This window comes from Bacillus paramycoides (assembly GCF_038971285.1).
In the GTDB taxonomy this organism is placed as follows: Bacteria; Bacillota; Bacilli; order Bacillales; family Bacillaceae_G; genus Bacillus_A.
The window spans coordinates 1399464-1414837 of sequence record NZ_CP152427.1 but is presented as its reverse complement, the minus strand read 5'-3'; the positions used below and the strand labels follow the sequence as shown (position 1 = coordinate 1414837).

The following is a 15374-nucleotide window of genomic DNA, read 5'->3' as shown; positions in this document are numbered from 1 at the left end:
TTGTCTCTCCTATATTGTAGTGGTACTCTAATAGTAAGGGGGAGAAATTATGAACACATTAACAATTGAATTACCGAAAGAAACGGCTGAAAAACTTGATTTATTAAAACAAGCTTATGAAAAGAAAACAGGTGCTTCCATTTCTGAGAGCACTCTTGTTCAAACACTTATCTCAAAAGAATTTATCCAAGCGATAACTCCTTTTGATTTACAACAATTCGTCACTGGAAAAGAACAGCATTAATTGCTGTTCTTTTTTTGATACTTTATCAGTGGTTTACTAAATCTCCTAAAAAACTTCTTTACGTCAACCACACTTTTTTTAGAAATCTACCTACTTTTAATGTCTCATAAAAAGTTTTTTATTTATTTTTCGGAAAACCATTGACAATGATAATGATAACCATTATCATTTATTACGAAGCCAACAATTGATGAATCAACCAAACGCTCAGTAACATTGTTACCCCTCTTTTTCATATAGAAAGGCACTGTACATTCCCCCTGTTTGTACAGTGCCTTTCTTGTTTATTATCATTCAAACAAATTTAATTGTTCGGGTTTCGGCTCACCATATGTAATGTTCATCATTTTCATAAGCTGTTTCGCATTATCCGCTGCATCTCCGCCCGAATTATTGTTAAATAGTACATATATGTCCTTTGTCTTCTTTTTTAATCGCTCTAGTCTGTCTACCCATTCTTCTAATTCTTTATTGTTGTAGCGATATAAACAACGAACAGCTCTCCAATTTTCTCCTTTATCAAGCCAACCATGAACATTTCGGCCATGAAAACGTATTAACACCATCTCTGCATTTGTTACTTCTAATACGAGTGGTACCGAACCTATCCCTGCCTGTGGCTCATCACAAATGGTATGAATCCATTTCTCTTGTTCCAAAAACTGTAGCGTCTTATCTCTCATTTCCAGATAAAACCATGTTTGATTCCGAAATTCTATAGCACATGGCAAACCTTCCATTTTTTCTTTCGTATATCGAAGAAAATCTACATTTTTCTTTTTACAATCAAACCATGGTGGATATTGAAATAAAATCGTTTTTAATTTACCAGCTTCTATTAAAGGAAGAATGGATTGTTTATATACATCAAACATTTCGTCAAACGTAGAAAAAGGAATTTCACCTTTCATATGCCCCGTCATCCCTTGATATGCTTTTACGATAAAAGAAAAATCTTTCGGTGTCTCCATTGCCCATTTTGTATAGTTTCGTGCAGGTTGCATCGCATAAAATGAACTATCCACTTCTACAATAGGAAAATGCTCACTATATGTTCGTAACTTATTTCTATTTTCATAGGGATCTATATATAAAGAATCATGATCTCCCCATCCTGTCACTCCAATGAAAAGCAAATATATCCCTCCCTTTTTCACTTCACCTTCTATTCATTCTACTCACTTCCTGAACACTTCGACTAATCAATTTCATTAAGTAGCTTTTCTTTCAGAGTATCCTTATAAAAATATGATATACTAAATGGAAGAATTTTTAAATTGAGGGGTTATTTATTTATGCTTCCAAACGATGATATTGTATCTCATGAAAAACGAATAGAAGAACTAGAAAATAAAGTACGTTTCTATGAAGAACTTGTGAATCAATTACCACATCATTTCACATACAAAAATCCACATATTGGTTTACAAATAAAGAAAACGAGAACGACTCATTCCATTCAAGACATACGAAAAGAAAATAAAGAGGCTGATTTTCAGCTTACTTGCGATTCATTATTTTTATTTGAACAACTTGAAACATACTTTGTTCATATTTTTGATGCTTTTTCACATCATGTAACCTTTGTTGATAATAAAGGACATATAACTTTATGTAATCAAATTGCCGCAGATGATTTTGGTGTAGTACGAAATGATATAATCGGAAAGCCAATTCAACAACTACTAAAATTGCCAGAAGAGAAAATTAAAGCTCTTGAAACATTAAGAACTGGCACAGAAATATATAATGAAGAAGTTTTAGACAAAAACTATGGCATTTTAAACAACCGAATTATTCGTGATTATAACGGAGAGATTTTTAGAGTTATTAGTGTCTTTCATTATTTAAACTCAGAACGTGATGCAGAGAAATTTTCGTTAGCAGGGCGAATCGCAGCTGGTATTGCACATGAAGTACGTAATCCTCTTACAACCGTACGAGGTTATTTACAATTTTTACAAGAAAGTGTTTCTCCATCTAATAAAGAACTATTTAAAAACTTACTTATTCCTGAATTAGATCGCGCAAATAGTATTATTACAAAATTTTTATCTATTTCAAAAACACGCGAATTTACAAGAGAACCCTTTCCCATTAATACATTTTTACGTGAATATATTCAACAGTTACTAGCTAGTGAAGTCTTTTTACATAATATTTCAATTGATTATAATTTCTCTACCGAACTAGATGATATATTAGTCCATATTGATCGTCACGAACTTGTGCAAGTTTTTTTAAACCTATTTCAAAACGCTGTCGATGCGCAAGGTGAAAAAAAACTTTCTATTCAAATCACTAGTTATCGCCTAGATAATTTTGTTCGTATTACCTTCACTGATAATGGAATTGGTATTCCTCCAGCCATTCAAGAATATATCTTTGATCCGTTCTTCTCAACAAAAGATTCAGGTACAGGGCTAGGCTTGTCAGTAACGAAGAAAATCATTCAAAATCATAACGGTACATTAAAAATGACTAGTAATGAAAATGGTACAACTTTCACTATTTCAATTCCAATCTTACCTAAAACAGCCCTTGAAAAATTAAATCAATATAAATAAAGGATCCACCCACGAACTGCATGCTAATTGTTCAGCACTCCCAACAATTGGCATGCAGTTTTTTATGTTGAACTTTTCTTCTTTACATTATACAAAATCGTCCCTATACCTTACTTATCTTTTGCTAGGTGGGCCAATTTCTTATTTTTTTAGAAATGGTAGTTTGTCCATCACGAATTTAGTATAAATTTCATTTTAATATATAGTAATGACTATTGATTCTATGGAAGAAAGGAATGAAAAGATGAACAATAAAAATAAAGGAAAAGTATTTTATGGTAATGATTGTTGCGAAGTCAGAGCTTGTAGTCATATTAACATTTCTAAGTCCGAACTTACAGAATTCGTTAGACTTCTTCAAGCTCTTGGCCAAGCTATTCAAGCTGTCTTTCAAAACCCTTCTCAAAATAATATCGATAACTTAATCGCTGCCCTAAATAACTTACAAAAATTCCTCAATTGTTTAGATTTATCTCCAGCACAAAAACAAATTGGAAATTCTATTATCGCTAATCTATTAACTATTTTAAGAACAACACCATTCTCATGCGGAGCATTGTACGTTGAGCTACAAAGCCTGCTTAATTATTTATTGTATATCGCTAAGTTATTCAAAGTAGATTGTTGTACGATCGATAAATTAGTTAAACTCATAACAGAGATCCAAACTATCCTAGTTCAATACGGATCAGGTTGCCTTGGAGGAGGAGGCGCAACAGGGGCTACTGGTGCTACTGGTGCTACCGGGCCTCAAGGACCAGGAGGTGCTCAAGGACCAGCGGGTGCTCAAGGTGCTACTGGACGCGGGCGCTACTGGCGCAACAGGACCAGCGGGTACTCCAATTCCTGTAACAATTGCGGCAATCGGAAACTCCAATGCTCAAACAATATCCCCTGGAACAAACATCCAATTTAATCAAGTTTTCGAAATAAATAACATTAATTTTAATGACACTGCAGATACTTTAACAATTTTAGAAACAGGCGTATATGATATTAGTTTCTCAGCGTCTACAACTTTCCCAGGATCTTCACCATTTGGATTCGGTATTTCATTCAATGGTCAACCACCTACTCGTAATTTCTCAACTAACGTTATCGGTAGCGCTGTTTCATTCTCTACAATCGTTACTTTACAAGCTGGTACAACAATTTCTGTACAGCCTACAGCAAACACTATTTCTATTCCTAACACAGGCGATACAACTGCAACACTATCTGTATTCCGAATTTACTAATTTTCACTCAATAAGTATATTTATAATAGTATGTATCGATTAACCGCGCATTAAATCTCTCTTTATATAGAAAGGAGCACTTATTTGGGAGGATAAGTGCTCCTTCTTTACGTTTCTTTACCTCAAATTTACTCTATCTTAATCCTCATTTTGTATGATAAATAGTGAAGTCTACGATATGAAAGAGGGATGAAAATGAGAGTTATGTCACTAATACGCATTTGGTTTGCTCTTATGGTATGCATTATTTTATGTGTAGGATTTTTTTTAACTCTAAAATATTCCACTGTATCAAAAGCAGAGAGAAAAACTGTTCCATACAAACTTTTGTATACGAAACAAAGCAACATCCCTTATTCCAATTCCACAAATAATGAAAAAAAAGTTATAAAAGGAATGCTTATTACGGAAGCTTCTAGTTCCGAAGCTTTACTTCAAATTGCTGAAACGATTAAAAATCAGTATACAAATAAAGAAATCGATGAAATTACACTTTCTATCCACAATGAGAATAACGGTAATTACGAAGAAGAATTACCTTATGAACCTATAAGTAAAGGCAGAATAAGCGTCACATACGATTCCGAATCCTATGGCAGTACGAACATTATACTTAACGAATAATAACTAATAAGGATAGATGAAAATCTCTACCATTTAAAGTTTCATTTTGTTTTTCATACAAAAAAGAGGCGAATTTCGTTATTCGCCTCTTTCTTTTACCAAAATGAAGGAATCCATTCTTTCACTTTATCCAGCCACTCTTGTTGTTCTTTTTTTCGTTGTTGTTCCTCTTCTTTCCTTCTCTTCTCTTCTTCTTTTCTTCGTTTTTCCTCTTCTATTGTATTCAATTGTTTTTTATAATCAGCCTCAGATATGAGCGATAACTGGAATGCTTTTTGAGCTGGATTGGCATTCGCTTTTTTCATAATGTCCCGGAACATTGTTGTCGTAATTTGACTGCCCCCTGGAACATAATGATCGCTATCTGTTTTATCATATCCTACCCAAATCGCACCTACTAAATCTGGTGTGTATCCTACAAACCATGAATCCTTTGCACCAGTGCTTGGTCCATTTACAATTTGAGTAGTACCTGTCTTACCTGCCGTATCAACGTTATTAACTTTCGCCTTTTCGCCCGTTCCCTTTTCGACAACACCTTTTAATAAATATGTCATCTTTTGAGAAATTTTCTCACTTGTCACTCGTGTCTCTTTCTTATACCACTTTCCAATTGTTTCTCCTTCAGCATTTTGTATCTCTCTAATTGCATGAGCTTCCACTTGGACACCGTCATTTGCAAATGTACTATACGCTTGAGCCATTACAAATGGAGATGTCCCCACATGCATACCGCCTAAAGCGATCGGATATGTACGATCTTCTGGCACTAATGGAATACCAAATCGCTCTAAAGATTTCAATCCTTTATCTAATCCAATTTGTTCTAATAGCCAAACAGCCGAAACATTGTACGACTTTGCCACGGCTTCATACATTGTCACATCACCGTGAAAAGTATGATCACTATTTTGTGGTTTATATTCTTTAATATTAAATGGTTCATCTTTCAATATATCGTATACTTCATACCCTTGCTCTAACGCTGGTACATATACAGCTAAGGGCTTTAACGTTGAGCCAGGTTGTCTTTTTAATTGGGTTGCATGGTTAAACTGTAAAAACTGATACGGCCCTCTTCCTCCAACTAAAGCTGGTACACCACCTGTTTTTGGATTCATAAGAACTACACCCGTTTGCATCAGTTGGTCTGATCCACTATCCTTGAAATAACTATCATTATTCACAACATCTTCTACAGCCTGTTGTTTTTTCGGATCAAGCTCTGTATAAATACGATAACCACCCGCTAAAATTTCATTTTGTGTTAATTCGTACTTGTCCATCGCTTCTCTAACAATATAGTCTACATATTGAGAATATTTCCCCTTGTATTTATCATCCACACCACGTTTTAATACGAGACCACTCTCTTTTTCTTTATTATACTGTTCGTCAGAAATATACCCTTGCTCTTTCATTAAACTTAATACGACATTACGTCTTTCAATTGACTTGTTAAAGTTTTTATACGGTGAATACGCAGATGGTGCTTTTATTAATCCCGCAATCGTTGCAGCTTCTGAAATTGTTAAATCTTTTACCTCTTTATCAAAATAAGATTTAGCTGCCCTTTTTATCCCCCATGCACCTTCACCAAAATAAATTTGGTTCATATACATTTCAATAATTTCATCTTTCGTATACGTACGCTCTATTTTTTTTGTTAAAAAATATTCCTTTATTTTTCGAGAGTATGTGCGGTCTTGTGTCAGAAATACATTTTTCGCAAGTTGTTGTGTAATTGTACTTCCCCCCGCTACAACTTCTCCTGCTGTAATATTTTTAAAAACTGCACTTATAATTCCACTATAATAAATACCGTGATGTTTAAAAAATTCCTTATCTTCTACTGCAACAATTGCCTGAACCATAATATCCGGAATATCTTTCCTTTTAACGCCTTCTGTTTTAGAAGAAGCTAATTTAGTCGCAACTTCATTATTTGCATCATAAATTAAGGTCGGTTGCGGAACAGCTTGTTTTAATTCAGATATGTCTTGAATAGAAATTATTATATTTATAGCAATAAATAGAGTAGCAAGTAAACTTCCTAATACAATTAATGAATTACGAAGTTTCTTTCTCTTATTGAACCACTCCTGCATTTTTTTTAAGTGAGTGTTCTTCAATTTCATTCGTTCACTTCCTTCTTTTGTTTACACTCTTCTTTTCAAAAGGAAGAATATACCTCCTTTTAAATTTATTATAATAACGTAGTCTTTCCTGTAGTGTAAAGCTTTTCTTTCACATTCATACTTTTTGCAAGAAAAGGACATTCTACAAGTAAGATATTCAATATTGATTATTAATATTATTAATACAACAATAAGAGTTATGTTAAGTTTTTGTAAACTTTTCGATAAAATGTTTTAAAAAACGACAGTTTTTTGTTAGAATTGACTAGCCAATATATTTTACATATATTACTTTTGTGGGGGTAACTAATAATGGTCTTTAAATCAAAAAAAGATAAATTTTCTGAAATGTTAATGAATGTTTCCGAAAATTTAAAAGAAGGCGCGCAGTTTTTCGTGGAGTATAAAATTAAAAATGCTAGCGATTTAAAAGAGTTTTCTATGCGCATGAAAGAGTATGAGTCAAAAGGTGACTCATTTATTCACGAAATCATTATGGAGCTAAACAAAGCGTTTATTACTCCTATTGAACGTGAGGACATCCTACAACTTGCAATGAGTATGGATGATGTATTAGACGGATTAGATCATAGTGCTGGTCTATTCGAAATGTATTCTATTACAGAAGCTGATGAATACATGATTAAATTCGTAGAAGCAATTAATCAATGTGCGATTGAAATTGCAAACTCTGTTGAATTAATGTCTAACAAAAAATTAGTCGACATTCGTACAAATGCGATTAAGATTAAGGATTACGAATCACAATGTGATGATATTCGCCGTCATGCGATTAAACACTTATTCTCTCGTGAAAAAGATCCTATTAAGATTATTCAATACAAAGAGATTTACGAAGAGCTTGAAGAAGTAGCGGATAGCTGCCAAAGCGTTGCAAACGTACTAGAAACAATTATTATGAAGAACGCATAAGGAGTTTGATCATGGATACACTCTTGATACTGACCGTTTTAGTAGTCATTTGCGCTTTAGCTTTTGACTTTATCAATGGATTTCACGATACAGCAAACGCTATTGCAACGGCTGTTTCAACGAAAGCTCTAAAGCCTAGACATGCAATTGTTATGGCAGCTATTATGAACTTTTTAGGTGCGATGACATTTACAGGTGTAGCAAAAACGATTACAAAAGATATTGTTGATCCATTCGCTTTACCAAATGGTTCTCTTGTAATTTTAGCTGCTTTACTTGCGGCAATAGCATGGAATTTAATTACTTGGTACTACGGTATTCCAAGTAGTTCTTCGCATGCAATCATTGGCTCGATCGCAGGTGCAGCTATCGCTGCTGCTGGTTTTAGTTCATTAAACTTTAAAGGTTTCATAAAAATTCTTGAGGCTTTAATCATTTCACCGATTATCGCTTTTGTTATCGGTTATATCGTATACAGTATTTTTAAAGTCGTCTTTAAAAACTTCAATTTAACGAAGACGAACAAAAACTTCCGTTTATTCCAGATTTTCACTGCTGCATTACAAGCTTATACACACGGTACGAATGATGCGCAAAAAGCAATGGGAATTATTACGATGGCTCTTATGGCCAATAGTTATCATACTTCTAGCGACATCCCGTTCTGGGTACAATTATCTTGTGCGATTGCAATGGGTCTTGGTACTTCTGTCGGCGGATGGAAAATTATTAAAACTGTCGGTGGACAAATTATGAAAATTCGTCCTGTAAATGGTGTAGCTGCTGATTTATCATCATCTCTTGTTATTTTCGGGGCAACATTCATTCACTTACCAGTTAGTACGACGCACGTTATCTCTTCTTCTATTTTAGGGGTTGGTGCTTCTCATCGTGTGAAAGGTGTAAAATGGGGAACTGCAAAACGCATGTTAATTACTTGGGTTATTACACTTCCTATTTCAGCTTCTTTAGCTGCTTTATTTTACTCTTTATTACACTTAATCTTTTAATTAAAAGTCGTCTTCCTTATTTTTCTAGGAAGACGACTTTTTTGTGAACAAAGCTTTTTCTCATGAAAAAGCGTGTATAATAATTGGTGGATAAGTTATATAGAGGAGTTGGCAATTTTGGAATACATCATGTTACTTTTCGTCGGACTAATCGCCGGAACAGTCGGGAGTCTAGTCGGGCTTGGCGGCGGAATTATTATTGTTCCGTTATTAATCGGATTACACAGCCTATCACCACAACTTGCAGTAGGAACTTCAATGGTAACAGTCGTTTTTACAGGACTATCTTCCACCCTTACTTATATGAAGCATAAACGAGTAGATTACAAAAGTGGACTTATTTTATTTATCGGGAGTGGCCCTGGTGGTATCATTGGCTCCTGGGCAAATAAATTTTTAAACCAAGATACATTTTCTTTATATTTTGGGATTTTCCTTATTTTTGTCTCCATTCTTCTTATGTTACGAGACAAATTAAAACCCCTTTCTTTATCAAATATGACTGTAATTAAACGTTCTTTTACAGATAACGAAGGAAACACTGTTCACTATCAATTCCCACCGCTTCTCGCTATAATTATCGCCTTTATAGTTGGTTTTATATCTGGTTTATTTGGAATTGGTGGCGGTGCCTTACTTGTTCCAGCAATGATGCTACTTTTTGCATTCCCAGCACATATTGCTGTAGCAACTTCAATGTTTATCGTATTTCTATCAGCAATTGTAAGTTCTGCAACTCACATATCCCTTGGAAATGTCAGCTGGATTTACGCATTAATTCTTATTCCTGGTGCATGGATTGGCGGAAAAATCGGGGCTTATATTAATACAAAATTAAGCGGTAACGCCGTAATTAATTTATTACGTATCACATTAATTATTCTCGGAACTAGATTAATCATTACTTCTTTTTTATAACGCGTTCTTTTTAGAATGCGTTTTTTCTTATACACATGAATATAAAAATCCTCCTAAGAGAACAAATAAAATGAAACAAACACATAATAGCATGTAATTAGAAATATGTACTTTCTTCACGTTGACCACTCCTATAACTGCGACTGTTATCTTTATGATAGCGAAAAAATAGTTTACTTGCAGTTACAAAGTGCTAACAATGCAAAATCATTTATTACAAATTTTATCCTTATATTTCATTTCTTTGTATATTCTATCGGTTTAATAAAAAAAGATGTCATATTGACATCTTTTTTAGTGAAGAAGTGACCATCCCATAAAATCCTCATGTACTTGGCACGCCCTTTTATCGTTTCGATCATATAATTCAGCATAACTATCTGTTTCTTCATCATAAGCCATCGTATAAATAATTTGGCCGTCCACTTCAACGGATAACACGACTCCACCCTTCATCTCTTCTACATGAATGATAGCATTCGCCGGAATTCTCATATCCGTCATTTTGATCGCATCTAACAATATACTAAACCCCCTACAGCGTATTCATTGCTAGTACTATTACACACTAAATAGTATACTACTGTAATAGCATATATTTCGTCAATGAAATTGCTGTTTAAATAGCATACTGTCTTTATACATATACGCTAAAATAAAAGAAATAGAAATGTTTAAATGGGGGGCTAACATTGATTCTACACAAAGGAGATGTATTATTCCGTCAAGGCGAGGACGGTCCTTTATATTTTATAAAATCAGGTTTATTAAAAGTAGTAAGGATAGAAGAAGATGGGACACCATTTCTATTCAACATTATCGTTCCAGGAGAAACGATACCTCATCATTCCTTAATTTCACCGAAGGAATATCACGGTACAGCAATCGCTTTAATGAAAACAGAAGTTGAACCTATAATGAGTAATGAGTGGTACGATCAACTTCAAGCGAATCCTGCATCATATGCAAATATTGCTATGCAATTACAATCAAAATTAAGAATGATGCAGCAACGTATCGATCAATTGACGACCGTCTCTCCAAAAGAACGTCTTCATCGCTTACAAGAATGGTTCACACTATATTTAGGTGACATTCCTATATATGAAATATTAACGCAAACTGAAATTGGTCAGCTCATTGGTATACGCCGTGAAACGGTAAATCGACTATTACGAGAACAAATAAAAAACGAGGTAAAATAATACCTCGTTTTTTATTTGTTCAAATTATATCTATTGTAAGCTTGCTGCTGGACCGAAAAATTCATAATGAATATGCTCTTGTTCCACACCTAAATTAGTTAGTGCTGCATTTATATGTTTCATAAATGGTACTGGGCCACAGAAATAAAATTCTGCTTCCGTTGTCGGAATAATCGTTTGCAGCCATTCAGCTTCAATGAAACCTTCTTTATCAAAGTTTTTCATTTCCAAATCTTTTTCAGTCGGTGCCGAATAGCAAGTGTATGCTTTAACTTGTTCGTATTCATTATCTACTGCCTCAACATGTTCTTTCATTGCATGTGTATTACTATTTAGTGCGGCATGAACAAAACATACATTACGTTTTGAATCTTGTTCAATTAACGTATTTAGCATACTCATCATTGGTGTAATACCTACTCCACCACTAATTAGTACAACTGGTAATGTTGAATCCATATTTAATACGAAATCTCCTGCTGGTGCACTTACTGGTAACATATCGCCTTCTTTTACATGATCATGTAAGTAATTTGATACTTTACCGTCCGGTGTATCTACACCTTTTTCTTTCTTTACACTAATACGATAATATTCTTTTCCAGGGGCATCTGATAAGCTATATTGACGATTATGTGTATATGTTTCACCTTCAATATTTATTTGAACCGTTACATATTGTCCTGGGATGAATGAAGAAACTTTCCCTCCATCTTCAGGTTTTAAATAAAATGACGTAATAACATCGCTTTCCTTCACTTTTTTAACAACTACAAAGTTACGGAAATCTTTCCATCCGCCCTCTTTATGTGCCACTTCTTCATACATCTCTGCTTCAATGCTAATGAATGCATCAGCAATGACACCATAAGCTTCTCCCCATGCGTTTAACACTTCATCAGGTGCGCCTGCGACCTCTTTAATCGCACGTAGTAAACATGTACCTACAATTGGATAATGCTCTGCTTTAATCCCTAAACTTCTATGCTTATGACCAATTTGTTTTACAACTGGAATAATAACTTCTAAATTATCAATGTACGTTGCTGCTGCATAAACAGCATTCGCTAACGCTTGTTGTTGTCTTCCCTTTTTCTGATTTGTATGATTGAAAATATTCAATAACTCCGGATGTTCCGAAAATAAAATTTCATAAAATCTCGTTGTAATTTCAACGCCTTTTTCTTGTAATAATGGTACTGTTGACTTTACGATTTCAATTGTTTTTTCACTTAACATTGTATCCCACTCCTCTATTTCCTTAACTGTTTTTAGTTTAACTGAATTGTATAATACAGATTGTGATTTTAATCACTATTAACACGATGTTTTTGTGAAAAATATATGAACATTGTACTTACAAAAGAAAATAAGCCAACTAGAATTCTAGCTAGCTTATTATTTAGACTGAATAGCTTGTTCAATTACCTTTATATCTTTCCCATCTCCAAATTCTGTATACCCCCAGATGTTCGTCTCACCTCTATATTTATTTACGATAATATCTAAGTCATGGTATACACGATGTGCATAAACTACATACTCAATATTTTGAAGTTCCACACCTTTTTTACAATTTCATAGCTTCTATTTACGTCGCGTTTTATTTTTTCATTCTTTATTTCTGTATGTATATTTTTAAAAGACGATTCTTGTTGTTGAAACCATTGTTTAAATTGGTTCCAGTCCCCTTCTGTATAATTCTCTGCTTTACCATAATTTAAGAAATTATTATAGCTTTCATGTGTCATACGAATAAAATCTAGCACTTTTGTCTCTTCTTGCACATCTTCTATTTGAGCTATTGTATTTACTTTAGCAGGCTTATTCGCATAATATAACAACACTTTCATAAGACTATAGCTCGCAATGATCATCACGATAATAATCCCGAATACACGTAACAATTTCTTCATATACAGAACTCCTTCTCTACTAAAAATATTACAATGTATGACTATACTTGTAACATTCTCTCGTAGAAATATAATTCCTGTATAAATCCTTCCTATCATTTCGACAATATTTTTCTATACATTTCTCGTTGGCAAATGCTCTTGTAAAACAACATATCCTTCATAAGCCGTGTAACCGAGTATAGCCATTAATCCGATATAACAAGCACATACCGTCCATTTCGTTTTCATATCCACTTTGTAATAGTTTTCCTGTTGTCTCTTTTCCGCATCCCATTCCTGTAATTTTCTTTCTGACATTTCAAATGCTTCTCTTATATGAATGCTATGTGTTTCTTTTTCATCTTCATATGGGACGTAATCAAGTGGCTCAAACTTTCGTAAAAGATACTCTAACACTTCAATCTTTTGGAGTTCTCCTATTTTTAATTCTTTCTCCCGTTCTTTTTGCCTTAATACATTTATTTCATGTTGCATCATATATATATTTCGATGTACTGCACCGGTTTCTTTTAACTCCTCCTCAAGGCTTGCAACATATTCTTTCATTCCATCAGTTCTATACCCTAATTCCTTAATTGGCCCATCTCTCTTTATTACTCTATATAATTCCATACAGCCGATAATAAAAATAAACCCTCCCAAAATACTTTTAAAGTAAATAGAATAACCGAGCAATACAATAAGGCCCGCTCCCCAAATCTTTGTACTTACAACTGAAATAATTCGCCCACCATCTAATGGAGAAACTGGAATCAAGTTAAAGAAGTTAATCATACTTCCAAGTAAAATAATTAATGCCCAAAATGGCTCTTTCGTTATTATATAAAGTGGAATTGCAGGTAAAAATGACAACAACCCGAAAAGAGGGCCCATAAAGGCAATGTAAGCTTCATCTTTTGCATTCTTCGGCATCTCTTTCATCCCAATAAGAGCGCCCATAAATGGAATAAATATTGCTGGCGATGTTGGTATACCCTTTCTTTTTGCAGCCCATAAATGGCCCATTTCATGAATAAACAACAAATAAATGAGTGCTACCCCAAATTTCCAACCATATATAACTGCGTATGCACCAAGTGATAGAAACATACTAAATACCGTTGAAAACTTTGCTAATTTAAAAATTGCAAATACCCACTTTAACTTAGAAAGTAAAAATAGCCCTATTGCAACAATAATTCCCCATAATCCTTTTTTATTATTTTTCATATTCCTCTCCTTTATCTCTCATTAATGAATCCTATTCACCAAAGCTTGTTCTTTTCTCTATTATGAGATATTTTTTTCTATTGTTAGAAATAATGTTTATATAATCCAATTTTAGCCAAAAATATAAATAAAAGGAGGTGTTTACGGATGAATTTACAATCTCTCATAATAGGCGCTCTATCGTTTTTAGCTTCAACTCTTATTTTTTATACCGTTAGTTACGTATTATTATTAGATTTGTTGCCCAATCACGTATTTATTGCCCTTATCATCCTTTCCGCTCTTATGATTTCTTTTCTTATTACACGAAAATCAATGAATGAGCCATCTGCAAAAGCAAAGTAATAGAGAGGGGATTTTCCCCTCTCTATTATCATTTCCTAGGAAAGGTCATTTAGACTTTACAAATCCACATTCATTCCGATCCATAAGTACTAACTAAAGTTTCACTTTATCTTTGTAAATCCATTTTTTCACCATACTCTTTCACAATTTGAATGATATTTTGAAAAACACCTATTTTCTCTTTTTTACTATTTAATATTTGCAAATCATAATTTTCATAATATGTTTCCAATGCCTTTAATTGTGATTGTGAAGCATCTTTTATCGGAACAGTAGCGTGTAATTCATACTGTTTATATCCTTCCTTTACCTTTTCACCTGAAATTTCCTCACTTTCTTTTGCTCCAATTAATTTTTGAACTTTTTCCGGATAAATGACTTGCAAATAATATTCTTTTTCCTTCTCTAACTTGTTGTATAATGATTGTGAAATCGTATATCGTACCGTATAATTCACTTTTTGATCTTCTGCTTTAATATGAAACGCGGTAATCTGCAAATCTTTTTTTGTTACTTCCGTTAAAGGAGCTACCTGCTTCTCATCTTCTATTTGTTCTGAAACATTTGGAAATATAGCCATGAGCTTTTCCGTATCTTTTTTATTCAGCATATACATAGCTTTCTTATGTTGTATCCATCCTCGTCTATCTTCCCCTCTTAGCCATGCATAATATGTTTCTTTCTCTCCATCTCTACTAATTTGTATTTCATATTCAGGTTCACCGAAGCTTCCTGTTATTTCTTGTTTCTCAGCTTTATCCATAATATCTATTACTAACTTCGCTTCTGATTCCTGTAACTTTTTCTCTTTATGTTTTTTTTGTATAACGGTTACCCCTATCGTTTCTTTCACTTCATTCACCGTCTCTTCTATTTTTTCTGTTTCTTTTTTGGGCTCAGTTTGACTACAGGATGCTAGTAACATAGCAAATACTAACAATACATATTTCCTTTTCAATTTAATCCTCCTTTTACAATAAGTAATCCTTATAATCTTCATACAAAAAACAAAAACGTGACACAC

General features: G+C 33.6%; 14 protein-coding genes and 2 pseudogenes. 9 read left to right on the top strand and 7 right to left on the bottom strand.

Features of this window, described 5'->3' with window-relative positions; genetic code table 11:
* The first annotated feature begins 49 nt into the window (after window positions 1–49).
* Window positions 50–244: a DUF3924 domain-containing protein gene (locus tag AAG068_RS07360; RefSeq protein ID WP_001094861.1), complete on the top strand. Its 195-nt coding sequence runs from the start codon at window positions 50–52 to the stop codon at window positions 242–244.
* Window positions 245–534: 290 nt separating this feature from the next.
* Here the strand turns inward: AAG068_RS07360 and AAG068_RS07355 are convergent, their stop codons facing one another.
* Complete coding sequence (locus AAG068_RS07355) at window positions 535–1380, bottom strand: DUF72 domain-containing protein (protein ID WP_342718750.1); 846 nt, start codon at window positions 1378–1380, stop codon at window positions 535–537.
* A gap of 159 nt (window positions 1381–1539) precedes the next feature.
* On the opposite strand from AAG068_RS07355, the gene AAG068_RS07350 reads away from it, so the two are divergent.
* From AAG068_RS07350 to AAG068_RS07340, 3 genes and pseudogenes are all read left to right on the top strand, one after another.
* A complete protein-coding gene (locus AAG068_RS07350) occupies window positions 1540–2811 on the top strand; it encodes an ATP-binding protein (RefSeq protein ID WP_342718749.1) in 1272 nt (423 codons plus the stop codon).
* A gap of 208 nt (window positions 2812–3019) precedes the next feature.
* Window positions 3020–4049 (top strand): annotated as a pseudogene (locus AAG068_RS07345) (Gly-Xaa-Xaa repeat protein).
* 195 nt (window positions 4050–4244) lie between these two features.
* Window positions 4245–4673, top strand: coding sequence for a hypothetical protein (locus AAG068_RS07340; RefSeq protein ID WP_342718748.1), 429 nt, complete (start codon window positions 4245–4247; stop codon window positions 4671–4673).
* A 95-nt stretch (window positions 4674–4768) separates the two neighbouring features.
* Here the strand turns inward: AAG068_RS07340 and AAG068_RS07335 are convergent, their stop codons facing one another.
* Window positions 4769–6811, bottom strand: a complete 2043-nt coding sequence (locus AAG068_RS07335) for a transglycosylase domain-containing protein (RefSeq protein ID WP_342718747.1) — start codon at window positions 6809–6811, stop codon at window positions 4769–4771.
* A gap of 312 nt (window positions 6812–7123) precedes the next feature.
* Between AAG068_RS07335 and AAG068_RS07330 the strand changes: the two genes are divergently transcribed.
* The 3 genes from AAG068_RS07330 to AAG068_RS07320 all read left to right on the top strand — a co-directional run bounded on the left by AAG068_RS07330 (window position 7124) and on the right by AAG068_RS07320 (window position 9672).
* Window positions 7124–7744, top strand: a complete 621-nt coding sequence (locus AAG068_RS07330) for a DUF47 domain-containing protein (protein WP_000231448.1) — start codon at window positions 7124–7126, stop codon at window positions 7742–7744.
* A gap of 11 nt (window positions 7745–7755) precedes the next feature.
* Window positions 7756–8754, top strand: a complete 999-nt coding sequence (locus tag AAG068_RS07325; RefSeq protein ID WP_098670406.1) for an inorganic phosphate transporter — start codon at window positions 7756–7758, stop codon at window positions 8752–8754.
* Between the two features lie 117 nt (window positions 8755–8871).
* Complete coding sequence (locus tag AAG068_RS07320) at window positions 8872–9672, top strand: sulfite exporter TauE/SafE family protein (protein WP_342718746.1); 801 nt, start codon at window positions 8872–8874, stop codon at window positions 9670–9672.
* A gap of 294 nt (window positions 9673–9966) precedes the next feature.
* Here the strand turns inward: AAG068_RS07320 and AAG068_RS07315 are convergent, their stop codons facing one another.
* Window positions 9967–10194, bottom strand: coding sequence for a hypothetical protein (locus tag AAG068_RS07315; protein WP_000882907.1), 228 nt, complete (start codon window positions 10192–10194; stop codon window positions 9967–9969).
* A gap of 170 nt (window positions 10195–10364) precedes the next feature.
* Here AAG068_RS07315 and AAG068_RS07310 point away from each other — a divergent pair, with 170 nt between their 5' ends.
* On the top strand, window positions 10365–10877 hold the full coding sequence (locus AAG068_RS07310; protein WP_342718744.1) for a Crp/Fnr family transcriptional regulator: 513 nt from the start codon (window positions 10365–10367) through the stop codon (window positions 10875–10877).
* 30 nt (window positions 10878–10907) lie between these two features.
* Here the strand turns inward: AAG068_RS07310 and hmpA are convergent, their stop codons facing one another.
* The 3 genes and pseudogenes from hmpA to AAG068_RS07295 form a co-directional block, all read right to left on the bottom strand.
* Window positions 10908–12116, bottom strand: a complete 1209-nt coding sequence (hmpA, locus tag AAG068_RS07305; RefSeq protein ID WP_342718743.1) for an NO-inducible flavohemoprotein — start codon at window positions 12114–12116, stop codon at window positions 10908–10910.
* A gap of 159 nt (window positions 12117–12275) precedes the next feature.
* Window positions 12276–12793, bottom strand: a pseudogene (locus AAG068_RS07300) (hypothetical protein).
* A 114-nt stretch (window positions 12794–12907) separates the two neighbouring features.
* Window positions 12908–14005, bottom strand: coding sequence for a site-2 protease family protein (locus AAG068_RS07295; RefSeq protein WP_342718742.1), 1098 nt, complete (start codon window positions 14003–14005; stop codon window positions 12908–12910).
* A gap of 147 nt (window positions 14006–14152) precedes the next feature.
* Here AAG068_RS07295 and AAG068_RS07290 point away from each other — a divergent pair, with 147 nt between their 5' ends.
* Window positions 14153–14350 (top strand): hypothetical protein, encoded by a 198-nt coding sequence (locus AAG068_RS07290; protein ID WP_001053353.1) that lies wholly within the window; start codon window positions 14153–14155, stop codon window positions 14348–14350.
* Window positions 14351–14456: 106 nt separating this feature from the next.
* Here AAG068_RS07290 and AAG068_RS07285 read toward each other — a convergent pair whose 3' ends face one another.
* On the bottom strand, window positions 14457–15308 hold the full coding sequence (locus AAG068_RS07285; protein WP_342718739.1) for a hypothetical protein: 852 nt from the start codon (window positions 15306–15308) through the stop codon (window positions 14457–14459).
* Between the last annotated feature and the right edge of the window lie 66 nt (window positions 15309–15374).